Source organism: Kocuria massiliensis (assembly GCF_900169715.1).
GTDB lineage: Bacteria > Actinomycetota > Actinomycetes > Actinomycetales > Micrococcaceae > Rothia > Rothia massiliensis.
Map to the genome: position 1 here is coordinate 129219 of NZ_LT835159.1, position 25550 is coordinate 154768.

General features: G+C 62.0%; 24 protein-coding genes. 11 read left to right on the forward strand and 13 right to left on the reverse strand.

Going from position 1 to position 25550, the window contains the following annotated elements:
- A complete protein-coding gene (locus tag B9Y51_RS00820; RefSeq protein ID WP_048682428.1) occupies positions 1-258 on the forward strand; it encodes a hypothetical protein in 258 nt (85 codons plus the stop codon).
- A 91-nt stretch (positions 259-349) separates the two neighbouring features.
- On the opposite strand, the gene B9Y51_RS00825 is transcribed toward B9Y51_RS00820, so the two are convergent.
- The 4 genes from B9Y51_RS00825 to B9Y51_RS00840 form a co-directional block, all read right to left on the reverse strand.
- The gene (locus B9Y51_RS00825; protein ID WP_126855696.1) at positions 350-823 is read right to left on the reverse strand and encodes a MarR family winged helix-turn-helix transcriptional regulator; all 474 of its coding nucleotides are present in this window, start codon (positions 821-823) and stop codon (positions 350-352) included.
- A gap of 213 nt (positions 824-1036) precedes the next feature.
- On the reverse strand, positions 1037-1699 hold the full coding sequence (locus tag B9Y51_RS00830; RefSeq protein ID WP_218189188.1) for a response regulator transcription factor: 663 nt from the start codon (positions 1697-1699) through the stop codon (positions 1037-1039).
- Between the two features lie 100 nt (positions 1700-1799).
- A complete protein-coding gene (locus B9Y51_RS00835) occupies positions 1800-3167 on the reverse strand; it encodes a sensor histidine kinase (RefSeq protein WP_158088220.1) in 1368 nt (455 codons plus the stop codon).
- Between the two features lie 235 nt (positions 3168-3402).
- The gene (locus B9Y51_RS00840; RefSeq protein WP_085528461.1) at positions 3403-4278 is read right to left on the reverse strand and encodes a CE1 family esterase; all 876 of its coding nucleotides are present in this window, start codon (positions 4276-4278) and stop codon (positions 3403-3405) included.
- Positions 4279-4441: 163 nt separating this feature from the next.
- Here B9Y51_RS00840 and B9Y51_RS00845 point away from each other — a divergent pair, with 163 nt between their 5' ends.
- The 5 genes from B9Y51_RS00845 (at position 4442) to B9Y51_RS00870 (ending at position 10430) form a co-directional block, all read left to right on the forward strand.
- Positions 4442-5137 carry a LysE family translocator gene (locus B9Y51_RS00845; RefSeq protein WP_158088221.1) on the forward strand — a complete coding sequence of 232 codons (696 nt, stop codon included), beginning with the start codon at positions 4442-4444 and terminating at the stop codon, positions 5135-5137.
- A gap of 527 nt (positions 5138-5664) precedes the next feature.
- Positions 5665-6564 carry a chitosanase gene (locus B9Y51_RS00855; RefSeq protein WP_143467944.1) on the forward strand — a complete coding sequence of 300 codons (900 nt, stop codon included), beginning with the start codon at positions 5665-5667 and terminating at the stop codon, positions 6562-6564.
- Between the two features lie 45 nt (positions 6565-6609).
- Positions 6610-7797 carry a glycoside hydrolase family 26 protein gene (locus tag B9Y51_RS00860; protein WP_085528465.1) on the forward strand — a complete coding sequence of 396 codons (1188 nt, stop codon included), beginning with the start codon at positions 6610-6612 and terminating at the stop codon, positions 7795-7797.
- A gap of 115 nt (positions 7798-7912) precedes the next feature.
- On the forward strand, positions 7913-8836 hold the full coding sequence (locus B9Y51_RS00865) for a glycosyl hydrolase family 18 protein (protein WP_085528466.1): 924 nt from the start codon (positions 7913-7915) through the stop codon (positions 8834-8836).
- Between the two features lie 37 nt (positions 8837-8873).
- Positions 8874-10430 carry a glycoside hydrolase family 30 protein gene (locus B9Y51_RS00870; protein ID WP_158088222.1) on the forward strand — a complete coding sequence of 519 codons (1557 nt, stop codon included), beginning with the start codon at positions 8874-8876 and terminating at the stop codon, positions 10428-10430.
- Positions 10431-10494: 64 nt separating this feature from the next.
- Here the strand turns inward: B9Y51_RS00870 and B9Y51_RS00875 are convergent, their stop codons facing one another.
- Entirely contained in the window at positions 10495-11241 is a 747-nt protein-coding gene (locus tag B9Y51_RS00875; protein ID WP_085528468.1) for a CE1759 family FMN reductase, read from the reverse strand.
- Positions 11234-12388, reverse strand: coding sequence for an LLM class flavin-dependent oxidoreductase (locus B9Y51_RS00880; RefSeq protein WP_048682400.1), 1155 nt, complete (start codon positions 12386-12388; stop codon positions 11234-11236). The genes B9Y51_RS00875 and B9Y51_RS00880 overlap by 8 nt, the downstream gene beginning before the upstream one ends.
- 281 nt (positions 12389-12669) lie before the next feature.
- On the opposite strand from B9Y51_RS00880, the gene B9Y51_RS00885 reads away from it, so the two are divergent.
- Complete coding sequence (locus B9Y51_RS00885; RefSeq protein ID WP_085528469.1) at positions 12670-13272, forward strand: TetR/AcrR family transcriptional regulator; 603 nt, start codon at positions 12670-12672, stop codon at positions 13270-13272.
- Here the strand turns inward: B9Y51_RS00885 and B9Y51_RS00890 are convergent.
- The 3 genes from B9Y51_RS00890 to B9Y51_RS00900 form a co-directional block, all read right to left on the reverse strand.
- Positions 13245-13664, reverse strand: a complete 420-nt coding sequence (locus B9Y51_RS00890; RefSeq protein ID WP_085528470.1) for a DCC1-like thiol-disulfide oxidoreductase family protein — start codon at positions 13662-13664, stop codon at positions 13245-13247. The genes B9Y51_RS00885 and B9Y51_RS00890 overlap by 28 nt on opposite strands.
- Positions 13665-13706: 42 nt before the next feature.
- Complete coding sequence (locus B9Y51_RS00895; protein WP_085528471.1) at positions 13707-14960, reverse strand: glutaminase; 1254 nt, start codon at positions 14958-14960, stop codon at positions 13707-13709.
- A gap of 100 nt (positions 14961-15060) precedes the next feature.
- Positions 15061-16584 (reverse strand): MFS transporter, encoded by a 1524-nt coding sequence (locus B9Y51_RS00900; protein WP_048682389.1) that lies wholly within the window; start codon positions 16582-16584, stop codon positions 15061-15063.
- A gap of 84 nt (positions 16585-16668) precedes the next feature.
- On the opposite strand from B9Y51_RS00900, the gene B9Y51_RS00905 reads away from it, so the two are divergent.
- Positions 16669-17277 carry a TetR/AcrR family transcriptional regulator gene (locus B9Y51_RS00905; RefSeq protein ID WP_245826007.1) on the forward strand — a complete coding sequence of 203 codons (609 nt, stop codon included), beginning with the start codon at positions 16669-16671 and terminating at the stop codon, positions 17275-17277.
- On the opposite strand, the gene B9Y51_RS00910 is transcribed toward B9Y51_RS00905, so the two are convergent.
- The gene (locus B9Y51_RS00910) at positions 17274-17954 is read right to left on the reverse strand and encodes a TetR/AcrR family transcriptional regulator (RefSeq protein WP_085528473.1); all 681 of its coding nucleotides are present in this window, start codon (positions 17952-17954) and stop codon (positions 17274-17276) included. The two genes, B9Y51_RS00905 and B9Y51_RS00910, sit on opposite strands and share 4 nt — an antisense overlap.
- 127 nt (positions 17955-18081) lie before the next feature.
- Between B9Y51_RS00910 and B9Y51_RS00915 the strand changes: the two genes are divergently transcribed.
- A complete protein-coding gene (locus B9Y51_RS00915) occupies positions 18082-19044 on the forward strand; it encodes an NAD-dependent epimerase/dehydratase family protein (RefSeq protein ID WP_085528474.1) in 963 nt (320 codons plus the stop codon).
- Positions 19045-19080: 36 nt separating this feature from the next.
- Positions 19081-19884, forward strand: a complete 804-nt coding sequence (locus B9Y51_RS00920) for a hypothetical protein (protein WP_085528475.1) — start codon at positions 19081-19083, stop codon at positions 19882-19884.
- A 4-nt stretch (positions 19885-19888) separates the two neighbouring features.
- On the opposite strand, the gene B9Y51_RS00925 is transcribed toward B9Y51_RS00920, so the two are convergent.
- Together B9Y51_RS00925 and B9Y51_RS00930 are read right to left on the reverse strand one after the other, a co-directional pair.
- Positions 19889-20803, reverse strand: a complete 915-nt coding sequence (locus tag B9Y51_RS00925) for a sulfite exporter TauE/SafE family protein (RefSeq protein ID WP_085528560.1) — start codon at positions 20801-20803, stop codon at positions 19889-19891.
- Positions 20804-20941: 138 nt separating this feature from the next.
- Positions 20942-21742 (reverse strand): HAD-IIB family hydrolase, encoded by an 801-nt coding sequence (locus B9Y51_RS00930; RefSeq protein ID WP_085528476.1) that lies wholly within the window; start codon positions 21740-21742, stop codon positions 20942-20944.
- Positions 21743-21920: 178 nt separating this feature from the next.
- On the opposite strand from B9Y51_RS00930, the gene B9Y51_RS00935 reads away from it, so the two are divergent.
- Positions 21921-22742 carry a thioesterase family protein gene (locus B9Y51_RS00935; protein ID WP_085528477.1) on the forward strand — a complete coding sequence of 274 codons (822 nt, stop codon included), beginning with the start codon at positions 21921-21923 and terminating at the stop codon, positions 22740-22742.
- 79 nt (positions 22743-22821) lie between these two features.
- Here B9Y51_RS00935 and B9Y51_RS00940 read toward each other — a convergent pair whose 3' ends face one another.
- The gene (locus B9Y51_RS00940; protein WP_085528478.1) at positions 22822-25452 is read right to left on the reverse strand and encodes a S8 family serine peptidase; all 2631 of its coding nucleotides are present in this window, start codon (positions 25450-25452) and stop codon (positions 22822-22824) included.
- Between the last annotated feature and the right edge of the window lie 98 nt (positions 25453-25550).

Consider the following 25550-nt stretch of genomic DNA (forward strand, 5'->3'; position numbering starts at 1 on the left):
ATGAACTATCGCGTCTTCCTCACCCCCGCGTACCTGACGTCCCTGCTGGTGATTCTGCTCGGCGCCATCCTCGTAACCGCCCATCTGGGCGTTCTCGGCTGGATCCTGCTCCTTGCCGGCCTGGCCCTGAACGTGGTGGCCTCGATGGTCAGCCACAACCGCGAAGAGCTCCGCAAGGCGGACCAGCTGGAATCCGGATCTCCCGCGGCCAAACCGTGGTCTCAGGAGGGCCGTACGCGGGATACGTCCCGCTCCTAAAACACACCGGCCCCGCGCCGTCGACACAGGAAGGGCCCGCACCCCACGCGCGTGCGTGATGTGCGGGCCCTTCCTGTTTTCTGCGCCCTACTTAGCCTCGGCGGAGGACCTTGCGGACCCTGGTGAAGACGCTCTCAACGGTCTCGGCCTCTTCCAGAGAGACCAGGCCGTTGAACATGTCTCCGACGTGGCGCTTATGGATCTCCTGGGCCTCCAGGAAGACCTGCACCCCATGGCTGGTCAACTCTGCGAAGGCTGCCCGGCCGTCCGTCGTGTCCTCGATCCGTCGGAGAATTCCCTTCTCGCAGAGCACTCCAACTTGGTAGCTGAGGCGTGACGGGGAAAAGACCATCTCGTGGGCGATATCGCCCAAACGCAGACGCCGGTCCTTGGCGTGGTACAGGAGCTGGCACACGTCGTAATCGGCGAGACGAAGCGCCGTGTCCTTTCGGAGCAGTTGTTCGAGCTTGTTCAGCAGCATCTGTGAAGTCTCGAAGTACTGCCGCCACGCGTCGGAACGAATCCTCTCCTCGCTCCCGACCGGGCTTTCTTGTGGTTCTGTCAACGGTTATCCCCCTTGGTGGTTTCTCTGCGATGACCTCTTGACGTCCCCAAAATTTAGGCCCGCTAAGAAAATGCCATGCGTTCAAAGAGTACTAGGAAATTTCCAAACCAAAACTTTGGAAACCACGATTGGGTGAACTTTTCGCGTCTCGAAGTTAACGCAACGGTGCCCTTCCGGTTAACCAGGCTCGATCCTGGCGGAAATTCAACGAATTTACTTGTCAAGGAAAGTAAGTACGGCTCGTACTCGCCGGTTACCGGCGTCGGGGGCCAAGCCAAGTTTGTCGAAAATATTACCTATGTGTTTGGCCACAGTCGCCGAGGAGACGAAGAGTTCCTTCTCGATCTCGGAGTTGGCTTTCCCCTGTGCCATGAGATTGAGAATCTCCAATTCGCGGGGGGTCAGCTGATCCAAGGCGCTCGAACGGCCCGTGGACGAAGCGTTGCCCATGAGGTGCTTCACGACGTCGGGGTCGATCACGGTGCCCCCGCCGGCCACGGTTTCCAGGGCACGAGCGAAGTCCTCGACCTTGGCGACCCTGTCCTTGAGAAGGTATCCGAGTCCGGAAGAGTCTTCGGAGAAGAGTTCACGGGCGTACGCGGAGGCGATGTACTGGGAAAGCACCAAGACCGGTAGGCGGGGGTAGCGCTCGCGAAGGGTGTGGGCGGCTTGAAGTCCGTCGTTGGTGTTGGTGGGTGGCATGCGCACGTCGGTAATGACGACGTCGAGGCCCTCGCCCGCGTGTGCCTCGTCCACCGCCGTCAGGAGAGCGCCGGCGTCTTCAACTTGGCGCGTGACCTCGTGACCGAGTCTCGTCAGGACCATGACGAGCCCCTCCCGCAGCAGAGTGGAATCTTCCGCAAGAACAATGCGCACTGGTTCGGCCTTTCGACAGGGTCGGGACAGGTAGTGGGAGCGTAGCTTCATGGCGACGACCCACCCCTCCCAGGGTATCTGCCGACGCCTCCGGTGGAGATTAGGTGGCTGCGTCGATGGAATCGGGGCTTTGACTGCTCAATGGCAGGCGTCCGTAGAGGGTGGTTGGTCCGCCCACCGGGGATTCCACCCAGACGCTGCCGCCCAACGGTTGCACGCGTTCGTTGAGCCCAGACATTCCCGTTCCCTTGCTCATATCGGCGCCGCCCTGGCCGTTGTCCGTGATCTCGACCGTCAGGGCGCCGTCCATGACCGACGCCGAGATCCACAGGGTGTTCGCCGTGGAGTGCTTGAGGGCGTTGGTGACGGCCTCGTTGGCAACGTAGTAGGCGGTTCGCTGGATGTCGTTGGGCAGCTGGTCGGCTGCGGTGTAGTGCAGATGCACCGGCAGCATGCAGTTGTTCGCCAACTCTTCGAGCGCCGCCCGGAGGCCGTGATCTTCCAAGACTGCGGGGTAGATGCCTCGAACGGTGTTGCGAAGGGTCTGCAGCGCGTGGGTCATTTGCTCCTGGGCGCGGACCACTTGTTCCCTGGCCGACGTGATGTCGACCCCTTGGCCTTCGAGCATTTGAAGTTCAAATTCCGCCATCCCGAGACGCAGGTTGAGGTTGACGAGTTCTTGCTGGACGCCGTCGTGAAGGTCCCGCTCGATGCGGCGTCGTTCGGACTCAAAATTGTCCAAGATGCGGGCGCGGGAAAAGGTCAACTGGTGGACTTGGCGTTCAATTTCCTCGGGCCGAGGGCTGAGCAGGGCCTTGGAGACCGTGGCGGTGATCGCGGAGTAGAGGCCGTTGAAGTACGCGAAGAGGATGAGGCAGCCGAAGAACGCGAGGGCGGGAATCCACCATTCGTCGGCGTGCAGGGGGCGCTTAGCCATCCACGAGATGACGAGGGGGTCTTGGCTCAGGCTCTCCGTATCGATGTCTTGGTGGAGCGCTCCGGTGACGGTCCACAGCATGACCGTGATAAAAAGTGTCGCCGCCTCGAGGAACAACACGATCATGGTGGCGATGCCGAACATTGCGGAGGCCACCATCGCCAGGACGTTTCGCCACGAGGCGGGTTCCTTGTACCGGGTTTTGAGCCACACGGTAAAGGGCCTCAGGGGAAGGGCAACATGGGCCGAGGGGATGTCGCGGAACCCCAACATCCATAAGCGGCCGCGTTCGACGTAGCCGAACCACAGTCCCAGAATTGGTAGGAAGATGAGGCAGATGGCGGGAAGCAGGAGAAGTTCGAGAGAAATCCCGACCGAGGAATTGGTCGAGAGGGTGAGCAAGGTCAGGAAGCCAAAGAAGGCCACGAAGAAGATGAGGGGCTGAAGGACCATCCCCATGATCGCCGCCCACGGACCCGCCGTCACGAGATACCAGGGGCTCCTGAGCAGGCGCCACATCGACTGGTTCATTCTGTTCTTTGCCTCAGGTTCCAGGGTTGGTGTTACTCGTGAGGTTACACGTCGGTTCAGGACGAGGCCGAGCCGAAGGGGGCTATGGGGTGGCCGATGAGGCATGCACTGGTCGAGACGGCCTCGTCGGCGCGGGAGGAACCCCTTCGGGTCGGCGCTTCGTCACAAACTATCGTGGCTCGGAGCGGCCCGCCGGGTCAGTGGGGTGGGCACTGAAGATGGGGTAGTGCTAGTTCTACCCTTCAAAGGTCGCGGGGGAGAGGCCCCAGAAATGCGTGACGGCCTCTGCGGCGATGAACGATCGCGTGCCTGAGCCCAACTGTGGCGGAAAATCGTGTGGTGAAGGAACCACGTGTCCCATTCCCTCGACGGACCACAGCTCGACGGGTTCGCGGCCCTGTTCACTCCATCGGGTCACCTCGACGTCCTCGAACCGGCGTTCCGTCACCGGGCCGGTGGAAATGCCGTTGCGGCGGGCAAAGTACGCGGCCGAATCGACGGCGGAGAGTACCTCGCCACGGGATTCGGAACCCCAGAGTGATGCTTCGCCGCCCGCGTAGGGCGCGAGGGGATCCGCCGTACCGTGGATTGCCATCAGGCGGAGAGGGCGCGGCTTCACGGTTGGACGGTCGTCTAGCAGAAAATTGCTCGGCGCGGGCTGGGTGGCCGCGATGACTGCTGCTCCGGCGAGCAGCTTGGGTGCTTCGTGGAGGAGGCGTATCACCATCTGTCCGCCGTTGGAGTAACCGACCACGAAAACCCGGGCGGGGTCTACGTGGTGTGCGCGGGTCATGTGGCGGATGATGGCGGCCGTGAAGGCGACGTCGTCGATTCCCTGGCGGCGGGACTCGAAGGTCGAGCCGCGGCGGGAATCGTTGAAATGCCGATGGAAGGCGTCGGGGTAGGCAACGAGGGCACCTGCGGCAACGGCGGCGGCGTCGAAGGTTTCGGCGGTGAATTTCCGGAAGACGCGCGAACTTTGTTGCGATCCATGGAAAGCCAGGATGAGAGGTGGACTCGGATCGTGCCGCTCGGGGGCCACCACGGTGAACGTTCTCTCGACACCTTGAAGGGGAAGGGATTCCCTCGTCACGACGTATGGCTTGCTCACCCGGACAGCTTAGGCGGAAGCGGCAGTGAGGGTCGAGGAGCCGCCGATTCATGGCTTCATGTGGACGACGTCGACTGTGTTGATGGTGGCCAACGCGCTATTTTGTACAAAATCCGTCCGTTTTGAGGGCGACCATCCACCCTGTGCCTCGACGAGGAGAACCATGACCATCGTGAACGTCTTGCCGCTGATCGCGGCCTGGGTTGTTGCTCTCCTGGCTCCCGGCCCCGACGTTCTGATGATTCTGCAGCAGGCGGCCCCTCGAACCTCGACGGCGGAGGAGGTGCCTTCCACCGCGGCCCCTCAGGCAACCGGTGCCCGCCCCAGAATCTTGGGGCTTGCGGCGGCCCTCGGGGTCATGACCGGGAATCTGATGTGGATGGTGGGCGCGGTCGTGGGACTCGGCGCGCTCGTGGCACTCTTCCCCGCGATAGTTCCGATCCTGAAGATCTTGGGCGGCTGCTTCTTGGCGTATATGGGCTTGTCGGGGCTGTGGTCGTTGCGAGGCGCCTCGCGTGGGGGTCCCGCGGTGAAAGTGCGCCGGGCGAGTCTGCGTGGTGCGTATCTGAAGGGGCTCGCGACGAACCTCGCGAACCCCAAGGCCCTGATCTTCTTTACCGCGCTCTTGGCTCCGTTCATGAGCCACGGATTTCCGTGGTGGCAGACGGCCATCCTCGTTGTGGTCTTCATGGTGATCGGACTGGCCTGGTTTGCGACCTTCGCATGGGTGGCTTCTAGCGGGGTCGTGGTGCGGTGGATTCGCACCTACTGGTTCCGCGTCGAGGTTGCGACGGCGTGCCTGTTTTTCCTGATCGGGGTCGGCTTCCTGGTCGACGGCGTGGTTGGGCTGGCTGGATGACCACGGCCGACGTCGTCGACCGTGGTCCTTCCCGACGACGCTTCTGACATGTGTGAGTGTGCACCGGGCGACATGTTCGGAAACTTTGGGTAAAGGGACGTTAGCGGTTCATATTTAATACCTAATACCCCTAAGTTTATGGGTTTTCGGTGCTGTTTGGGTTTATTCATAAAAATTGCCGCCGGAATGGTCGTTTTGGTAGCCGCCCCTTCAGCGGTGTCCCAAGGGTGCCGGATCACCATGGTCCTCAACCCCGAAGTTTCGGGCTCATCGGGCTGGTCGCAGGAAAATTTCCTCCTCGAAAATGTGGAAACTTTTACCAAAGTAGATAATTTCTTGATGATTCCTTGTGAAGAGCTGTCGATAGATCCAGAAACTTAGCGTTACAAGGTATTCACGGATTGGAAAGAGTTAACCGACCTTCACGTAAGAATCCGCTGGTTATTTGGAGAGTGCACGGTCGCGGTATCCAACCGGCGGTTCGTGCCCTCGAGAACGGAACATCCCCTCGGAAAGGCAAACCTGAAATGGCACTCGGAAACTTCAGCAAAGCGACTGTGGGTATTGGTGCGCTGGCTATCGTCGCGGGATCGCTGGTGGTCCCCACCGCCGCGAATGCAGCGAACGACAATGCCGGGCCACAGCCGGATCATGCTGCTGCGGCCGCGGCTCCCAAGGACCTCAAGGACCCGCAGCTCAAGGAATTGGCGAACGACATCGTCGCTACCAACGAAAACAGCGACCTCAACATGGATGCCCACTACGGCTTCTATCAGAAAGAAGACGACGGCCGCGGCATCACGCTCGGAATCGTCGGATTCACCACCGGCACGGGCGACTTCAACAAGGTCCTCGACAACTACGACAAGGCGACCGGCGGTCAGAACGCGTTGCACGACTACATTGAACCGCTCAAGAAGCTCTCCGGAGACAACTTGGACGGCCTGGATCAAAAGGGTTTCCACCAAGCGTGGAAGGAAGCCGTGAAGGATCCCAAGATGCAAGAAGCCCAGCGTCAGGTTCGTGACGAGCTCTACTTCAATCCCGCCGTCGACCAGGGTGAACAGGACGGGGTCGGTGCCCTCGGCCAGTTCATCTACTACGACACCTTGGTGCTGAATGGCATGGGTAGCGACCCGGATGAAAAGGGTTTTAAGAAGATCCACCAGGAGACCGTGGATTCCTTCGGCGGCAAGACACCGGCACAGGGCGTGGACCAGAAAGAATTCCTGGAGCGGTTCTTGGACATCCACCAGGACAGCATGGAGCACTCGGACAGCCACAACGACAAGGACACCTTGCAACGGGTCACCGACGAGCAGCGTCCGTTTGTCAACGAGTCCAAATTTGATTTGCAGTTCCCGCTCGACTGGACCGTCAACGAAGACCACTACCAGGTCAACAGCTTCGACGACCTCGGCAAGTAACCCCCTCCACGACTCGGAAGACCCTACCGATAGGACAGCAGACTCATGCGAAAGTTCGGCACACGATGCGTTATTTCGGCTTGCATCGGCACCCTGATGGCGGGCGCCGTCGCTCCCATGGCTCAGGCGGCTCCCGCCCCTGGCGATCAGAACTCGGCGGCACAGGCCACCCAGCAGAAGGACAACCAGCCTTCCTCGATGCTCTACGGGCTCAATAACAATCCGAATACCGTCAAGGACGAGGACATCAACAAGGTGGTCGGCAAGACGCCGGCAACTAAGGTTCTTTTCCACGGTTTCGCGGATAACGAGATCGATTCGACGCGGTCTGATCTGGTCAACACGTGGAACAGCGGTTCCGTCCCGGTATTTACGTGGGAATTGCGGACCGGCGATGCGAATGAAAAGAATGTTCTGCACGACATCGAGACCGGGAAAAAGGACGACCTCATCCAGCGCGAGGGCAAAATGCTCCAGAGTTACGTCAACGGTCCGGATGGAAAGGCCGGCACCGACGACGACCGCCAGGTCTATCTGCGGCTCGGCCACGAGATGAACGGCGATTGGTACCCGTGGGGCGCCACGAAGGAAAATTCCCCGAATGACTACGTCTCCGCTTTCCAGCACGTTCACCAGCAGCTAGACGGCGTCGGTGGTCTCGACAAGAGCCACCTACAGTACATGTGGATCCCGATGAGCATGGGCGGCGTTGAAGCCAACGGAAACGTGCCCGGCAAGGAGTTCTACCCGGGGGACGATTACGTCGATTGGGTCGGCGTCGATGCGTACAACCGCAACAACGAACAAGGATGGCAGCAGCCCAGCCAGATCCTGGAGCAGTCGCTACGTGAAGTCACCGAAATTGCCCCGAATAAGCCGCTGGCCATTCCGGAAATCGGCTCCAACGAGGGTGACGGCAAGAACCAGTGGATGAACGACATGTGGGGCACCGCAAGCTACTTCACGGGTGCGCATGGCGAGAAGGTCAAGATGCTCTCGTACTTCAATAACGACAAGGACGAGGGCGGCAAGCTCGGCTGGACCAAGTGGTCGGCCATCGACCGCGATAACCAGAAAAATGGCGGCAACGGTGGAGACCAGCAAGTCACCGGTACCAGCGGCGATCCCCTGCACGTGTACAGCGCCTTCGTGGACACCATGAAGAAGGACAACATGGTGGGCGCCGACGGCCAGAAGCACCTGACCGAGCAGCAATTCCAGGGAAATTTCTAAATAGCGCCCCGCTCCTCCCCGACGCGAATGCGTCACCCGGCCGGCGAAGCCGCTGAAACGACGGCCCTTCGTCGGCCGGGAACCTCACCCACATTCACTCTTCTTAGGAGAAACCATGAAACTCTCCCGCACCCTCCTCGCCGCCGGTCTCCTCGGAACCACCGCGCTGTCCCTCGGATCTCAGGCGGCCATGGCCGATGTCCCCGCCGCCCCCGCACATGAGGTATCTCCGTATATCGACGTCAATGCGGATAATTTCCACACGATTAACGACGCTCAGCAGGCCTCCGGGGTCAACGCAGCCACCCTCGCGTTCCTGAATTCATATTCCGGGAATTGCGACGTTCAATGGGACGCCTCGAGCAGCGACGGCTCCGGATACATGAAGGACCAGATCTCGGAATTCCAGAAGAACGGTGGCGACGTCACCATCTCCTTCGGCGGAGCCAGCAACAGTGATCACATGGTGGCTCACACGTGTAACGACGTCGCCAAGATCAAGAGCGCCTACGAAAACATTGTGGATACCTACGGGGTCAATCACCTGGACTTCGATATCGAAGGCGGCGCACAGAAGGACGACGCCGCCAACCAACGACGCAATGAGGCACTGGCCCAACTCCAGAGGGAGCGCCCCGACGTCAAAGTGGACTACACGGTCCCGGTGGGCCCCGATGGAATCGACCGCGATACCCAGGGCGTGCTTGCCGACACCAAGGACAAAGGCGTGGCAGTGAACACTGTGAACATCATGGCGATGGACTTCGGTGACGATGAGGACACCGTGGCCGATGGCAGGAAAGCCATCGATGCCACCAACGGTCAGCTCCAGGGCGTCTTCGGTGACCAGCATCCCGGGCTCGGAGTCACCTTCTGCGCCAAGAAGGACGGCGACCAACAGTACTTCAGCGTGCAGAATGCTCGCGATCTCGAGGGATACGCCGTGGAACACGGAGCCCAAAAGCTCTCCTTCTGGCAGCTCGAGAAAGACGCCCACGACGGCTACGAGTACTCCAAGGCTCTCGCCGAGATCCAGTGAATTTCAGCACTGACCCATGTCGAAGGGAACGAACACCATGAGTAAGACCCTCAGAATGCCCTCCCGCGCCACACTGGGCGCGATCTCGGCGGTCGCCCTTGTCGCGACATCCGGAATCCTCTCCTCCTCCGCTGCCATGGCCGAGGACCCCACGAACTCCGCGAACCTCCCCGACCTGGGGAATAACGGAACGAGTTTCCACATCCAGGCCGGAGATGCCGATTTCGATACGGCCATGCCGGACAAATCGGTGGCAACTTATGTGATGAAGAAGGGGCAGAAGCCCACGATGTATCTCACGACTGCGGACCAGGGGAAGAACAACCTCAAATACAAGGTTCAGCAATTTGATGCCGAAAATACGAGCGGCGGTCCGTCGTCGGGCGATATTCGTACGAAGCCAGACACGAACTACGGACAGGTAGCTGGCTTCGGGGCCACCATGACCGACTCGGCGGCCTTCTTGCTTCAGCATTCACCGAACCGCGATGAGATCATGCAGAAGCTCTATGGACAAGGCGCAGACGACGCACACCTGAACATCGCCCGCGCCCCGATGGGGTCAACGGACCTCATGTCCGATCCCGATGACTATCACTCCTTGCAGGACGGTGGGGCGGATACCTTCTCGATCGATAAGCACCCGAGCGATCAGCGGGAGATCGAGATGCTGCAGCAGGCTAAGAAACTCTCCGGTCAAGATTTCAAGCTCATCGGTACCCCGTGGACCGCTCCCGGCTGGGCCAAAAAGAGCGGACAGCTTCATCCCGGTAACGACGACGGCGGGGCGAATGAGCTCAATATGGATGAAACCGGGGATTACGCGCAGTACTTCAAAAAATATGCTGAAGCCTACGACCAGATTGGCCTGAAGCCTTGGATGGTCTCATTGCAGAACGAACCGCTGAACCCCAATACGAAAATGCCGACCACCCAATTGAGCAAATTTGTTCAGGGAAGTAACGGCAACTGGACGCCCGACGCCGCAGAGGCCGGGAAAAACGAGGTAACGCTGGCCCACGCGGTGAAGCAGGCCCTGCCGCAAGACGTCGGCATCCTCGGGTGGGATCACAACACAGATACTCCGGACGGCTCCGAACCGGTTGCAGGCTCGGACGACGTCGACATGATGGGGTACCACTCCTACAACTCAACGAACCCCTCGGGGCCGAACAAGTACCAAGATCAATCGCGGAAAAAGAACTCCTTGATGAGCGAAGGTTCCAACATGGTGGGGGAAACCGACGCCCGCGATAAGCTCGGCGACACCGTGGAGAAGGACATTATGGGGCCCATGCGGCATGGAGCTTTGGGATCGCTGTACTGGTCCTTGATGCAGGACAGCCAGGGAAACCCCCATTTTGGAAGCGATGATTCCTGCGATTCGTGCCGCGGTCTCGTGACCGCCACGGACAACGGCAACTACGAACTCTCCCAGGAGTATTACTACTACTCCCAGTTCAGCCGTTTTGTGGAACCGGGTTCCACGAATATCGAGTCGAATAACTCCGGCAATCTCTCATCTGTGGCCTTCCAAAACGGGGATACCACCACGGTCGTCGTCCTGAACGACGGCGACCACAAGGTGAATTAACACCGGGACGACAGACAAGGCACGAGAGGCGACCTTGGGGGCGCTCCTCGTGCCTTGTCGCGCGTTAGCCCTTGAGGAGATCCTCGAACGGAGTCACCTTGAGCGCGGGAAGGCCCCCACCGCCGGCCAAGTGAGGCCGTTGTGGGGTGGTACCGGCAGGGGCCTGCTTTTCTCCCGACCCTGAATCCGCAGCTGGGGCGGAATCTTCGGCGACATCGGCCGAATCCAAACCGACGGCAGGCTCGGCCGGGTGCTGCCGACTGCTGGCACCGAGCCGCCAGGCTAATCGATCCGCGAGCTCCCCACCGGCACGGTCGATCCGGGTTTGCAGGGTGGTATCCGTACCGAAGTCATCCGTTGCGGCGAAGACTCCGGTGGGCACGACATCGGCGTGGAGATAAGCAAAAAGCGGACGCAGGGCCGTCTCGATCATGAGGGAATGTCGAGCCGTTCCGCCGGTCGCGGCCAGGAGCACGGGCTTGCCCAAGAGATCGTCGTCGCTCGTGAGGTCCCAAAAGGACTTGAACAGGCCCGTGTACCCGGCCTTGAACGTGGGCGTCACCGCGATGACGGCGTCGGCTGTTCGGACGGCGTCGAGGGCATCGCCCACGGCACCGGACGGGAACCCCATGGTCATGGTGTCGGCGATCCCGTGGGCGAGGCCGCGCAGGCTGATCGTCTCGACCGAGGCGCTTACGCCGGCGCGATCCAACGCTGTACGGGTGGCCTCACCGAGGCGCTCGCCGAGCAAGGCGGTGGAGGAAGGCTCCGAGAGGCCCGCGCTCACGATAACGATGGTGGGGTTACGCATGACGTTCTCCTTCAACGTGCTCTTCCGGTGCTGAGTGATTCTCAGAGGTTCGCTCCGCTTCGGCCTGTGCTGCCCGCCGGGCCTCGAGAACGCGGGGGTGTACGGGTGCCTCCGGGACCTCCGGATTGTGAGAGGCCGCGTATTCCTTACGGAGCTCCGGCAAGACCTTCTCCCCGAACAGATCCATCTGCTCCAGCACTGTCTTCAACGGCAAACCGGCGTGGTCCACGAGGAACAGCTGGCGCTGGTACTCGCCCGCGTAGTCACGGAAGGACAGAGTCTTTTCGAGGACCTCCTGCGGGGAACCCACGGTCAAGGGTGTCTGATCCGTGAACTCCTCCATCGTGGGCCCGTGGCCGTAAACCGGTGCGTTATCGAAGTACGGACGGAATTCGCGCCGGGCATCCTGGGAGTTGGGCCGCATGAAGAACTGACCACCCAGACCCACGATCGCTTGCTGGGCCGTTCCGTGGCCGTAGTGCTCGAAGCGCTCGCGGTACAGGTCGATCATCTGGCCCGTGTGCTTCATGTTCCAGAAAATATTGTTGTGGAAGAAGCCGTCGCCGTAATAGGCCGCTTGTTCCGCGATCTCGGGCGTCCGGATGGAGCCGTGCCACACGAAGGGCGCGACGCCGTCCAGCGGGCGCGGCGTCGAGGTGAAGGACTGAAGCGGCGAGCGGAACTTCCCTTGCCAATTCACGACCTCTTCCCGCCACAGACGGTGCAATAGAGCGTAGTTCTCCACCGCGAGATTGATGCCATCGCGGATATCCCGACCAAACCACGGATATACCGGGCCGGTGTTTCCTCGGCCGAGCATCATATCCACGCGGCCATCGGCGAGGTGCTGCACATAGGAGTAATCCTCCGCGAGGCGCACGGGGTCCATGGTGGTGATCAGCGTGGTGGATGTGGACAGAATAATGTTTTTGGTTTGCGCCGCGAGGTAACCCAAGAGGGTCGGAGGGTTGCCCGGGGCCGCGAACGGCGGGTTGTGGTGCTGCCCCGTGGCAAAAACGTCCAGGCCAATTTCTTCCGCCTTGCGGGCGATCTGAACGGTCGCCTTGATGCGTTCGTTCTCACTAGGGGTGGTTCCGGTGGTGGGGTCCTGGGTGACGTCCCCCACAGTCATGATGCCGAGTTGCATGGTTTCCTCCTGGGTCGTGGTTCGTTGTTCTGACCCTATCAACATTCGTGATGTCCCGCTTATTCCCGGAGAAAAATACGTGAAGTGTAAAGTAATTTCGACGTGGGATGGGTGTAATGTCCCGAGCCTGATGTGGCGCTACAAAGTTTATGTACTTTCGAGTTTTTCTTGGAAGAATGGGGCCTTAAGGACCCAAGCGCCGCGCGGAGGCGGCGTTGAGAAATGGGGCGGCGCCGAAATGCTGTGGGCGGCGATCTGCCCGCGATTGAAGCGAGGAAGAGATGAGAGGACGCCGTCCCGGAAAATGTGACACCCGCGGGGAGATCCTGGCTCGGGCTCGAGAGCTGTTTCAAGAGCAGGGGTACGCCAAGACCTCGATGCGGTCAATTGCCCGTGCGTCAAACGTGGATCCGTCCCTGATGCACCATTATTTCTCCTGCAAGTCGGAGCTATTTTCCGAGTGTCTGCTGGGTAAACCCACGGACTTCGTCCCAGAGGAGATCGCCGACGAGGTTTTCCAGACGACGCCGGTGGGAGAGCTCGGGAACAAGCTGGTCCTCACGATGATCACGGCGTGGGAGAGCCCCGGGGTCAGCGCCGCGATCCGGGCCAATCTGATGTCGATTGGGGAGGATCGGCTCTTGGTCAGCCAGTTGCAGGCGGCCATTCGCGGAATCATTGGAGGGAGGCTCGCGGCGCGCATGGGCGACATCGACCACGTGAATCTGCGGGCGAGCCTGGTGATCTCTCAGATGGTGGGCTTGGCCATCGCTCGGTACGTGTTTGTCGAGGAGTCGGATTTGGCCCGAATGAAGCCGCAGGAAATCGCCGAGATTATGGGGCCGACAATCCAGCGTTACCTCGTGGGCGACGTGGGGGTCTGACCTGCGGGGTTGACCGCACAGGAGCCTCCGCCGAAGCGCCAACGGTTGCGCGAGAACCACCGATACGCCAGCTGGGAAACGGCCGTAACGCCGGGCGCGAGAATAATGCGCGCCAGGAGTCGGTCCGCCCGATGATGCGATGCCGCGAGTCCAGCCGCAATGGCTCGATGGCCCCAGAGGTGCGCGGCGTCGGGAAGGGCTGTTCCCGGAGCAGGGGCTGGTCCGGCGGCGTAGAGGGCTTCTTCGGTGAAGCGCTCGACGTCGTCCTCTGAGAGTTCAGTAATTACCCGCGAAAAGGGGATGACCTCGAGGCGACCGCGCGTGCGTCGTGCGAGCAGGCGGGCCAGTGGAACGCATGGCCCGCAGTTGTCGTCGTACACGAATACCCTCATGACTTGAGGTTATCCCGCCCGTCAACGCCGGCGACTTCGAGGTTAGCCCCGGTCGGATTCTCGCTGGACCGGGTAGACGTTGCCGCCGAGGTTGGGATCGGGAAGGACGTCGTCGGGGTCGATGATTTCGACGCGGTGACCGTCAGCGATGAGACGGCGGAGGCCCTCCAAGAACATGCGGCGCGCCATCGCGTCGAGGCGGGTGACGCGGGAGAGGTCGAAGACCATGGTGCCCGAAGCGCACTCGAGGCCCGCCAAGCGGTGCATGATCGCCTCGGCACCCGAGAACTGAATGACACCCTGCATCCGCATGATGGTCTCGTGAGGCTCCTCGCTGACGGAGCGGATGACGTTCGAGCCGAAGATGCCGGCGTCGAGTAGGTGCAGGCCCATGTCCTGTGAGAGCTTATTGAAAACCCGGACGCCGCGGACGCTGTTTCCTTGGCGATCCAGGCGCGGAGACATGACACCGATGCCTACCTGGCCCGGCAAGACACCGAGAATACCGCCGGAGACGCCCGACTTGGCGGGAATGCCGACGTTGGAAAACCATGTCCCGGAGGCATCGTACATTCCGGCGGACACCATGACCGCGAGCACCTGGCGTGCGACCTCACGGCTCGCCACGTGCTCACCGGTAAACGGGTGCACGCCGCGATTCGCGAGGGTCGCGCCCATGACGGCGAGGTCGCGCACCGTGACCTTGATGGCGCATTGGGCGACGTAGCCGGCCACCGCTTGGTGCGCGTGCTCCTCGAAGACGCCCAAATTGCGGAGCATATGCGCCAAGGCGAAATTGCGATCTGCCGTCTCCAGCTCGGAGCGGAACACGGATTCGTCCATCTCGAGATGCCTGCCCGCGAGGCGCGAGAAAAACTCCACCGTCCGTTCGGCCCGTTCCTCGAGTGAGGAGCCCGGCTCCGCGAGCATGCTGTGGATCGTGATGGCGCCTGCGTTGATCAGGGGGTTCTTGGGGCGGTTGGTGCCCCTTTCCAGTGAGAGCTCGTTGAAGGCCTCGCCCGTGGGTTCGACGCCCACCTTGGCCGCCACGGCGTCGAGCCCGCGATCCGTCAGGGCGGCCGCGTAGGCGAACGGCTTGGAAATCGACTGGATGGTGAACTCGCGCTCGTCGTCGCCCACGGAATAGGTGCGTCCCTCGATGGTGGTCATCGCGATGGCAAAGACATCCGGGCGGGCCTTGGCCAATTCCGGGATGTAGTCGGCGAGTTCGCCCCCATCCTGGCCTCGGGTTTCCTCAAGCAACTGCAGCATGTACTTGCGTACGGGAGACTCCACTGGGTCCTTCCTGGTGATCGGCGGTGACCACGATTGCGATTCGGTGCACGTCGAGCCTATGCGAAATGTGAGCCCGTGAGGGCATCCGCGATCACACGGTTTAGGACTCCGCCTTCCGCAGCGTCCGCAGGGACATTGCGGCCGCAAGGATCATGAGGACCACGCCGATTCCCGAGGTGAGCGCGACCCCCGAGTCGAAGGCCGAACGCGCCGACTCGAGGAGCTGTGCTCCGGCGTCGCCTCCCACGTGAGAGGCCACTTCCGTGGCACCCCCGAGGGTTTCTTGGGCGGCGGCTCGTGCGTCGTCGGGAATGCCCGCCGGAATGGTCAGGTGAGACGAGTAGGCGGCGTTGAGGATGGATCCCAGCACGGCCGTTCCGAGGACCGCTCCGGTTTCGTAGGCCGTCTCTGAGATGGCCGACGCCGCCCCCGCCTTGTGCGCGGGTACCGCGGAGAGAATGACGTCGTTCGAAATGGTTTCCGCGGCACCGATACCCGCTCCGAGAATCACGAATGCGGTGATCAGGCCGAGGTCCGAACCGGCCGGTCCGGCAATGGTCACGATGCCGAAACCGACGGCATTCAGCGCGAGACCGCCCGAAACCACCTGGGCCGGCGTGAAGCGGCGCACCACGGGAACCACGGCGAGGCCCGAAATGACCGTCGCCGCCAAGCCGGGAATCAGGACGATTCCGGCCTGAAGCGGGGTCTTGCCACTGATCAGCTGGAGGTGCTGAGAGATGAAATACAAGAAACCCACCAGCGAGAACACGCTCAGCAAGTTCGCCAAGACGGCCCCGGAGAACGCCGAGTTGGTGAAGAGCCGGACGTCCAGCATGGGGTCGGGCCGGCGCAACTGCCGACGAACGAACGCGAAGCCAGCGACCACCGCGACCACCAAGCCTACGACGACGTCGCCCCGGAGTCCGTCGCTCGCGAACGTCTTGATGCCGTAAACGAGCGGCGTCATGGTGGCCATGACGAGAACGATGCTAATGAGGTCGATGGGATTGGGTGAGGGATCCTTGGACTCTGGAACCAGCATGGGGGCGAAAACCAAGAGGGGAATCAAGACGGGAACGGCCAGCAAGAAGACCGAGCCCCATGAGAAATGTTCGAGCAAGAATCCGCCCACAATGGGCCCGAGTGCGGCCCCGCCAGAGAAACCTGCGGCCCAGATGGCGATGGCTCGACGGCGTTCCTGCGGGTCCACGAAGATGTTGCGAATCAAGGAGAGCGTGGCCGGCATGAGCACCGATCCGAAGAGGCCCATGGCCGCACGGGCCGCGATGAGCCATTCGGCGGATGGGGCGAAGGCGGCCGCGAGGGAGATCACCGCAAACCCAGTACTCCCGATCAGAAGGATCCGGCGTCGGCCGATGCGATCCCCGAGGCTTCCCATGGGAACCAATAAGCCGGCGAGAACGAGGGAATAGATATCCACGATCCACAACAGCTGTGGCCCGGTGGGTTCGAGATCCCCGGAGATGGCCGGCAGGGCAAAGGAGAGGACGGTGTTATCGACGGCGATCAAGAGCACCGGAAGCATGAGGACGGCGAGGGCGGCCCAACGGCGGTCATGGTGCTGAGGGCGCTCACCCTTGCGTCGTAGTGACGGTGACATGCTGCTCCTCTCCGAGAATGGGGTGACTTCTCACGGTACTGTACCGTCTGGACGGTTTACTTCCAAGGGGCTAGGGTCGAAATCATGAGCGCAAAGAACCGAATTGTGGACGCTTACGAATCCATCTTGATTACGGAGGGGGAACGCGCCGCCACCATGGATGCGGTGGCTGCACGGGCCGAGGTCTCCAAGGGTGGCCTGCTGTATCACTTCAAAGACAAAAACGCTCTGGCTGACGGCTTGATCGAACGACTATTGGAGTACGCGGCCGAAGATTGCGAGCTGATGCGTTCTTCGGGCGAAGGGGCTTCGAGGTATTACGTGCGCTCGTCGGCCTTTTACCTCAATGACGATTCCAGTCAGGGTGCTCCGATTGACCGCACCTTCATCGCCGTGTTGAGCCTGGGGCAGGAAGCGCAACCTAAAGCCCGTGAAGCCATGCGCCGCATTCACGCGGACTGGTACGAGATCATTCTGGAGGAGGTCGGAAATCCCGTGACGGCCTCCGCCATTCTGCTGATGGGTGATGGTCTGTATTACAACGCCGCCATGGCAGGTGGTGGGGTCGATTCGGAGGGAATGCCGGTCGTAGACAGCCTGCGTGATTCGGCCCCCGGGTCCGCGTCGATCATGAGCCCGGATGGCTTGGAAGACCTGCTGGCCCTTGTGGACCGGATTAAGGGTGGCGCCTAGGCGCCGTCGCCGGTGAGGCGCCGAATCAGCGATTCCGTGGTGCGTGTGAAGATCTCATTGCCCAATTCCTCTGGCAACGGACCGAGCTGTCCGAAGAGTTCCATGCTGATGGTGCCGATCAACGTTCCCCAAGCCTCGATGCCGAAGGCGATGTGACGGGGAGAGGCTTCGACGCCCATCTTTTCCACCTCGGGAACGACCCATGCAGTCAGCGCCTCGGAGGGTTGGCTTACGGGCGGGTTTCCCTCCGAGATGGTGGCGATTAGCATTCCGATGACTCGCGTTCCTGCGTTCGTGGTGCGCTCTTCCGGCGCCGCATAGCCGGGAACGGGTGAACCGTAGAGAAGCGCCCACTGTTCCCGGTGTCTCAGTGCCCAGTCCCGCATGGCGTGGGCAATGGATCGAAAGCGTGTGGCTGGTTCGGCCGAAGGGTTGAGGTTCTGGGTGACGGCGTCGCCGAGAGATTCGTAGGCATCGACCAATAGCGCCGTCAGTAGCTCCTCTTTGCTCGACACATACCGGTACACCGCCGAGGAGACGACGCCGATCGTGCGCGCGACTTCGCGCAAGGACAGGTTGGCGGCTCCGCGCGTTGCTAGCTGTTGGCGGCCGGCCTCGAGGATTGCCGCCTCCATATGTGCGCGACTCTCCGCGCGAGTGGGGCGTGAGGTGCTCATGAATTCAGTGTGCCACGGGCTCGACCCACACCCTCAAAAAGAGAGCACCGCTCTTGAAATGCCTTCGAGTGAGAGCTAGGCTGAAAAGCGTCAACTAGAGAGCACTGCTCTCGGAAAGTGGTGGGTCATGAAATACCTCGTCACGGGTGCGGGTCAGATCGGCACCCAAATGGTGCGGAATTTAGTCGAAGCGGGCCACCAGGCGGTGGTCTTGCGGCGTAGCCAGAAGTCGGTGGAAGGGGCTGAGGTTCTGGTGGGGGATGTTTCGGACCGGCGCCTCCTGGCTCGGGCCATGCGGGAGGTGGCTGCGGTGTTTCACTGCGTTCACGCGGCGTATGACGCCGATGCTTGGCGAAAGATGCTCCCAGACCAGGAGCGAGCCGTCATGGACTTGGCCGCCGATGCGAATATCCCGGTGATCTTTCCGGAATCCGTGTACGGATTTGGGGCGGGGGCTGAAGACCTGACGGAGGGCGATGCCTTGGCGCCGCGAAGCCCGATGGGCCAGGTGCGAGCGGAACTTCTCGCGGCCCGGCGCGAGCACGACGCGACCACGCTCAGCATCGTCGCCTCGGACCTGTGGGGGCCGACTGCGGAACCATCGACCTCGGTGGCGCATTTGGCGGTGATGGTTCCGCGCCCGCGAGGTAGAGCCGGATACGCCATGGGAAACCCTCGTCTGCAACACACGTTGACCTATATCCCTGACTTGGCAACGTCCATGATCGCGGCCGCGGAAAACGCCGCGGAGCTGGCGCCCAAGGGAGATCTCATAGCGCACGCCCCGTCGATTACAGAGTGCAGCTTGGAAGAACTGAACCGTGTGGTGAGTGAGGAGGCGGGGGTGCGGCGTCGAACCATCCGCCCCGTGCCGGCGGGACTGCTTCGGGTCATGAGATGGATGCATCCGATGCTTCGAGAGTCATCGAACCAGTCCTATTTGTGGACGCGACCTGTGCTCATGAGGCCGGGAATACTGAGTGATCGGTATGGGCTGGAGGCGACGCCGCTACGCTCCGCCGTCCGACACATTTTGTCCGTCACGACCCCCCTGACGAGCGAAGCTGGCGGTAAGCTGACAACAAGGTGAGCCATCACATCATCTCGCACTCCGGAGGATGCCCCCATGAACCGTTCAGCGCAGAATAGGTCTCGTTCCCTGACCATTGCGGTCGTCACGCTCGCCGGCCTCGCGCTCGCCGGGTGCGGAGGATCTTCCGATGATTCGAAGGGGTCCTCGTCAGACTCGCCCTCGAGCAGCTCGAGCTCCTCGTCGCCGTCGTCGTCATCATCTTCGACGCCGTCGAACTCCCCCTCGAAAAAGCCCTCTGAGGGAACGGACAGCGCAACTCCTCAGCCGTCGTCCACTCCTTCAACCGACAGCTCCCCAAAGCCAGATCAAGGCCAACCCACGCCGACTCCAGAGACCAGCACACCTCAGGCTGAACAGAATGCGCCCGCACCGGGTAGCCGGTCACAGCGAGGCAACCTTGTCAAAGGCATTGGCCAGCCCGCCGTCATCAACGGCGCGAGCGGTCAGCCCGCAGCGACCATGGTCCTCAACGGCATCCAAAACTCTCCCCAATGCACGGCCCCTTATGCGGGCCAGCCCGAGAACGGACGGTTCATTAGCCTGAACATGGGCGTCTCCACGGGTAGCGCCGCCGACATGCAGAGCGTCCTGAACGACGACCGGTTCTACTTCTCCGAGGCGAACTGGAAGTTCATCGGGGCCGACGGAAGCGTGATCGATCAACCCGCGACGGTCTCCACGTACAGTTGCATCCCGCCCAACCAAACCATCCCCCTGGGAATCGCTCCGGGCCAGAACCTTCAAGGTTCCGTGATCCTCGATATTCCACAGCAGGCAGGCACGCTCGTGTACACGGATCCGGTGATTCACGATGGCTGGGAATGGCAGGTCCAGTAGTCGTTTAGGGTTCCGAAGGGACCTTCTGTGGTTCCGGCGTGGGCTCTAGGGCCCGCGCCGTTCCTTGTTGTCGGATGACCCATCCGAGGGTGATGATCCACGCGACGGCCAGCAGGATAAGCACGATGTTGGAGGCGCCTGCCGGCAGTGCGTCCTGCGCGGTATCGGTGCCCAAAAGGGTGCGCCCATTAGTCAGAATGATGAGGCCGCCTGCACCGACGGCGAGAACACGCGGCGCCAGAAACCGGACGAGCCACGCCGCCACGGGGGCCGCGATGACGCCACCGACGAGCAGCGCGAGGACGAAGGGCAGATTGATGCCTTGATGGCCGAGGGCCAGGAGGAACCCCGCGGATGCCCCGAGGCTCACCACGAACTCCGAGGCATCGATGGAGCCGATCACCTTCCGAGGCGAAATCTTTCCGGACGCCAGCAATGTCGGGGTGCCGACGGGCCCCCACCCGCCGCCTCCGATGGCGTCCATGAACCCGGCGAGCATGGCCAACGGAACGAGGAAGAACCCCGGGACCCGGCCCCGAAAAGACGGCCGCACGGTGGGCGTTCGGAGAAAGCGCACCAGAACATAGACTCCCAGCAGGAGCAAGATCACCGACATGACCGGCTCGGCCCCTTCACCGGAAGCGGCCAAAACGTTGGCTCCCAGAAAGGCCGCGATTCCCCCGGGAACGGCCATAAAGGCCACAACCCGCCAGTCGATATTGCCGAAGCGCCAATGGGAAGCCCCGGAGGCCAAGGTGGTGCCGATTTCGGCGAGATGAACCGTGGCCGAAACCGAGGCTGGGGCAAGTCCGGCGGTGAGAAGGAGCGACGACGACGTCACTCCGTAGGCCATGCCCAGGGAGCCGTCGACGAGTTGTGCTGCCAGCCCAATGAGGCCGAGGATGATCAGGGTTTTCACGTGGCGCTCCCGATAGAGGTGTTGTGTAGTTTTGAACACCATAGGGAGGCGCGCACGCGGCGCTCAACGGTTGAGTAGAAGCGAGTAGCCCGGTGACCTCGCGTTTCGTCGCAGGGCGGTCATGACCGCGAGAGTGTCCTACGATGACGCGCTGGTGGAACCCTTCAGGACGGAACGGATGTATTCGGCAGCGGTGGCCACCACGGTGTCTGTGGCGTCCTGGACCTCCAGCGGCGAATACGGGAAGGACGCCGAATGCTGGGCCCAGGCGTGCATCGCCAGATCGTTCCACGAGTCGCCGATCGAATAGGTCTCATAACGCCCACCCAGGTACGCCTCGTCTAGCCAAGCCAACCCCGTCCCCTTGGTGCAGCTTGGCGGCACGACGTCGAGGAAGTCCTGGTTTCGGTGGCAGTCCACCTGGCCGTGAAAGCGCTCGCGGATCCACGACGTCGTGCGCTCCATCCGTTCCTCGTTCCCCTCAATGAACAAGGGAATGCCTACGAACTCGTGATGCGGAATATCCTCAACGGCCATCGGGGCGAAATGGGCCAAGATCGAGCTGGATTTGGAACCGGTGGTTGAGGGGAAGTGGGCGTCGTGATCGGATTCCAGGGTGGTTCCGTAGACCGCGATGCCCTGCTCCTGAGTCAGGGTCTCCACGATCTCGCGGACGACGACGTTGGGGATGGTGTGGCTCGTCAGCACGCGGAAATCGGCGTCGGTCACGGCACCGCCCGTGTACAGAACGTAATAGTCGAATCGAAGGCCCGTACCTTGGAGCGCATGAATCGTCGCGGCGATGGACTTTCCGGTGGAGCACACCGCCAGATTTCCGGCGGCCTGCCACTCGTGGATGGCTTCTACGCTTTCGGCGCTGATCTTCTGGTCAAAGACCAGGGTTCCGTCTAGGTCGAAGGCCATCAACTGCGGCGACATGGAGTCCTCGGTTTCCTCGGCGATTACGTGAAGTAATGGTCCCACAGTACGGAACGGAGCTGCGGTTCAGGGTAAGGTCCGTCACAGAACCCCGAATGGGGGAAATGGCCAGGGACCCGGCTGGAACAGTCGGCCCCACGACAAGGAGCCGCGACGGAGCGCTCAGAGGGAAGGACGCATGGAGCAAACCCATCACCAGCTGTCAGAGATCCTGGGGCAGGCTGAGGCCTACTACGTGAAGGAGGGGGACGGGCGGTTCCGCTCGACCATCCATGCTCAGGGCGCCTGGAACGAGCACGAGCAGCACATGGCGCCCGCCTCGGGGCTCCTGGCGCACTGCCTGGAACAGCATGAACCCCGCGAGGACATGCGCATTGCCCGCATCAGCTACGAGATCTTAGGGCTCATTCCCGCCGGCGAAATTGAGGTCGTGACCACGACCCTGCGGCCGGGACGGACCATCGAATTGATTCAGGCCGAAATGATTGCCGGGGGACGGACCGCGATTCGGGCCAGTGCGTGGCGATTGATCTGCACGGATACAAGCGAGGTCGCAGCGACCGAAGAAGCCAGTATCCCCTCTCGAGACCAGTGCACCCCGTGGCGAGGTGCCGACGAATGGCCGGGCGGGTTCATCCGCTCCCTGGACGGCCTCCGCGCCCCGGAACACCGAGCGGGCCACGGGATCGGATGGGTTCGCCCGATCTTTCCGCTGGTGGAGGGCGAGGAATCGCCGGACTGGGTGCACCTCATGGGTGCCGTGGATGCCTCCAACGGCATCGCGACCCGAGTGGCCCCTGGAGATAAAAAGTGGATCTTCCCCAACGTGGATCTCCAGATTCACCTGTTCCGTCGCCCCGAAGGCCAATGGCTCGGTCTAGAGAACGAGGTCAGTTTCGGCGACGACGGCATCGGACTCACCTCGTCGATCCTGCACGACGACCACGGCGCGTTCGGCCGGGCGGAGCAGACCCTCACTCTGAGGCGAATCGGCTCCTAGGCATCTTTTTGCGACGACGCCGCCCGCACCGCTCAGAGGAGAGCGAGGCGGGCGGCGTCGTGCGTGAGGTCGTGTGGGGCTAGCGCAGCACGCGCACGCCTTCCGAAGCGCTCCAGGTGACCTCGACGCCCTTGCTGAACTTCTGGTGGATCTTGCCGTCAGAACCGCGGTACTCGTCCGTGGTCGGGGCGCCCCAGCCGTTCTCGCGGCCGTTATCGATCCAGGCACCGCCGATCGCGCCGGTCTCGATGATCGTGTGGGTTCCGCTACCCGGCGTCCACATGTAGAGGTTGGAAACGCCGCCCTTCTTGAACCACTGGTACGCGAGGCCGTTCTTGGAGATTTCCTCGCTCGTGGGAACGCCGGCGCCGTTTTCGCGGCCGTCGTTGGCCCACTTGCTACCGATCCCGCCGGATTCGTTGATGATGTGCGTTCCGGTTGCGGGTGTCCACATGTAGAAGTGGCTGGTTTGGCCCTTCACGAACCACTGGTACGCGGTGCCGTTCTTGGACACTTCGTCGCTGGTCGGGAAGCCGGAGCCGTTTTCGCGGCCCTGCTGAACCCAGCGGCTACCGATGCCGCTAGTTTCCTGAATCGTGTGGGCGCCGGTTCCGGGAGTCCACATGTACAGGTTGGAGACCCGGCCGTTCTTGAACCACTGGTAGGCCATCCCGTTCTTGGAGATTTCGTCGCTCGTGGGGATGCCGGAACCGCTTTCGCGGCCGTCGTTGGCCCACTTGCCGCCGATCGCGCCCGATTCGTTGATGATGTGCGTTCCGGTCGCGGGGCTCCACATGTAGAAGCTGCTGGTGTTGCCCTTCTTGAACCACTGGTAGGCCAAGCCGTTAGCCGAGATCTCGTCGCTGGTCGGGAATCCCGAACCGTTTTCGCGGCCCATCTGGACCCAGCGGTTGCCGATGCTGCCCGATTCGTTGATGACCTGGGCACCGTTCTGAGGGGTCCACATGATCAGGGTCGACTTGCCGGCCTTGGTCTTGAACCACTGGTAGGAGAATCCGTTCTTCTTGAATTCTTCCGACGAGGGGTACCCGTAGGCCCGCTCGTATCCGCCAGCGCGGTACTTCGCGCCGATGGCACCGTTGAAATTCACCGAGTGGGTTCCGGTGAAGGGGGTCCAGTAGATCGTGTAGTTCTTGGTGAACTCCTGGAATACGCCACCGTCGACGAGTCCGCCGCGTTCGTTGGCCCGCGGGTTTCCGAAGGTCGAGGCGCCGCCGAGGGCGTCGTAGAGGTTGCGGATGCCGTTGACCACCACGGGCGTTGACGAACCGCCGGCTGCCGGCGCCACAGCGTTGACTGCCGCCTTGGCGTTGATTCGGGGGTAACCGCCCACGTTACTGCCGGTGGACACCAAAATATATCGGATCTGTTCCACGCCGAGCGACGGGTTCCGCTGCTTCATGAGGGCGATGAGACCGGCGACGTGCGGTGCCGCCATCGAGGTGCCGTTCAACGTGCCGTAGCTAGCCGCGGCCGGAGCGGAATAGCCGGTGTTGTAGGTGGACCAAATGTCGGCTCCCGTGGACCCGCCGGGGGCGACGACGTCGAGCATCGGCCCGTAATTCGAGTAGCCCGTCATGACGTCGGAGGAGGCCGTTGCACCAACCACGACGGCGCCCAAGCAGTTCGCGGGGCTGACGTCGTTGGCGTTGACGCCCGAGTTACCTGCGGCCACCACCACGGGAACGTTGCGGGAGGCCGCACCGTCGACCGCGGACTTCATGATGGAGGAACACTGGCCGGGCCATGCTGCCGAGAAGTTGACGACGGTCGAGGGGTTCGGGTTCGCGGGAGCACCGGCGACGCGACCGCCCGACGCCCAAGTGATCGCGTCCGCGAAGTCAGACACGTAGCCGGAGGCGCCGATGCCGAAGGCCCGGACCGGCTGAATCTTCGCGTCGGGGGCAACGCCGGAGACGCCGATGCCGTTATTCGTGGAGGCCGCCGCGATGCCTTCAACGTGAGTGCCGTGCCAGTTTTCCCCTGCTGCCATCACACCGGGGTCGGTGGGATCTGAGTCCCGCCCGTAGACGCCGTCACGGTCATAGTCCGGGGAAACGAAGTCGTAGCCGCTGACGACCTTCGAGTTGAGGTCGGGGTGGTTGGTGGTACCCGTATCGACCACGCCGATGGTTTGGCCGGCTCCGGTGGCGCTTTGCCATGCTCCGGGGGCGTCGATGATTCGCATATTCCACTGGTACGGCCCGAAATAGGGGTCATTTGGGGTGGTCGGATACCCGGTGGTGGCATTCTTGACGATCTTGTCCGCTTCCGCGAATTCAACATCGGGCTCTGCCGAGAGCTTCTTGACCACCTGGTCTTGCTCGCTGGCGTTGAGCTTCTTGGAGGACTGCACCACGTCCGAATTCGCGGCCGACGTCTTGACGATCTTGGCGTCCTTGGCCGGTGTTGTTTGCCCGGTCTCCTGCAGAACCTTGGTTTTGGTGGCCTCGGGGGTGTTGTCCTTGAACTTCACGACGACGCGGTCGGTGGAGTCCTCGACCGTCGCGGTGGGAGCAGCTGCCGCGGTTTTGCCCGAGAGCTGAGCCAGCGATGAGTCGCCCGTCTGCGTCTGGGACTGTTGTTGGCTGGTCGGTCCAGTGGGGGGTGCCGCCACGGCCTGGGTGGCCGTGAGGCCGAGGGCCCCGGACACGAGGCAGAGGGCGAAAAGGGTACGGGAGGAACGCATGGGGGCCTTAAAAACTCAGGGTGCGAAAGAGTGAGATTGATGGGCGCGAGTTCACGATCGTGACGGACACGAAAACGATCCTCGCACTCTGTCGAATC

Excerpts from the sequence above, each read along its gene's own strand:
- B9Y51_RS00845 (WP_158088221.1), top strand. The coding sequence starts at position 4,442 with ATGACCATCGTGAACGTCTTGCCGCTGATCGCGGCCTGGGTTGTTGCT.
- B9Y51_RS00835 (WP_158088220.1), bottom strand. The coding sequence starts at position 3,167 with ATGAACCAGTCGATGTGGCGCCTGCTCAGGAGCCCCTGGTATCTCGTG.
- B9Y51_RS00865 (WP_085528466.1), top strand. The coding sequence starts at position 7,913 with ATGAAACTCTCCCGCACCCTCCTCGCCGCCGGTCTCCTCGGAACCACC.
- B9Y51_RS00875 (WP_085528468.1), bottom strand. The coding sequence starts at position 11,241 with ATGCGTAACCCCACCATCGTTATCGTGAGCGCGGGCCTCTCGGAGCCT.
- B9Y51_RS00940 (WP_085528478.1), bottom strand. The coding sequence starts at position 25,452 with ATGCGTTCCTCCCGTACCCTTTTCGCCCTCTGCCTCGTGTCCGGGGCC.
- B9Y51_RS00820 (WP_048682428.1), top strand. The coding sequence starts at position 1 with ATGAACTATCGCGTCTTCCTCACCCCCGCGTACCTGACGTCCCTGCTG.
- B9Y51_RS00910 (WP_085528473.1), bottom strand. The coding sequence starts at position 17,954 with ATGAGCACCTCACGCCCCACTCGCGCGGAGAGTCGCGCACATATGGAG.
- B9Y51_RS00885 (WP_085528469.1), top strand. The coding sequence starts at position 12,670 with ATGAGAGGACGCCGTCCCGGAAAATGTGACACCCGCGGGGAGATCCTG.
- B9Y51_RS00870 (WP_158088222.1), top strand. The coding sequence starts at position 8,874 with ATGAGTAAGACCCTCAGAATGCCCTCCCGCGCCACACTGGGCGCGATC.
- B9Y51_RS00855 (WP_143467944.1), top strand. The coding sequence starts at position 5,665 with ATGGCACTCGGAAACTTCAGCAAAGCGACTGTGGGTATTGGTGCGCTG.
- B9Y51_RS00935 (WP_085528477.1), top strand. The coding sequence starts at position 21,921 with ATGGAGCAAACCCATCACCAGCTGTCAGAGATCCTGGGGCAGGCTGAG.
- B9Y51_RS00920 (WP_085528475.1), top strand. The coding sequence starts at position 19,081 with ATGAACCGTTCAGCGCAGAATAGGTCTCGTTCCCTGACCATTGCGGTC.
- B9Y51_RS00890 (WP_085528470.1), bottom strand. The coding sequence starts at position 13,664 with ATGAGGGTATTCGTGTACGACGACAACTGCGGGCCATGCGTTCCACTG.
- B9Y51_RS00930 (WP_085528476.1), bottom strand. The coding sequence starts at position 21,742 with ATGTCGCCGCAGTTGATGGCCTTCGACCTAGACGGAACCCTGGTCTTT.
- B9Y51_RS00860 (WP_085528465.1), top strand. The coding sequence starts at position 6,610 with ATGCGAAAGTTCGGCACACGATGCGTTATTTCGGCTTGCATCGGCACC.
- B9Y51_RS00915 (WP_085528474.1), top strand. The coding sequence starts at position 18,082 with ATGAAATACCTCGTCACGGGTGCGGGTCAGATCGGCACCCAAATGGTG.
- B9Y51_RS00900 (WP_048682389.1), bottom strand. The coding sequence starts at position 16,584 with ATGTCACCGTCACTACGACGCAAGGGTGAGCGCCCTCAGCACCATGAC.
- B9Y51_RS00880 (WP_048682400.1), bottom strand. The coding sequence starts at position 12,388 with ATGCAACTCGGCATCATGACTGTGGGGGACGTCACCCAGGACCCCACC.
- B9Y51_RS00905 (WP_245826007.1), top strand. The coding sequence starts at position 16,669 with ATGAGCGCAAAGAACCGAATTGTGGACGCTTACGAATCCATCTTGATT.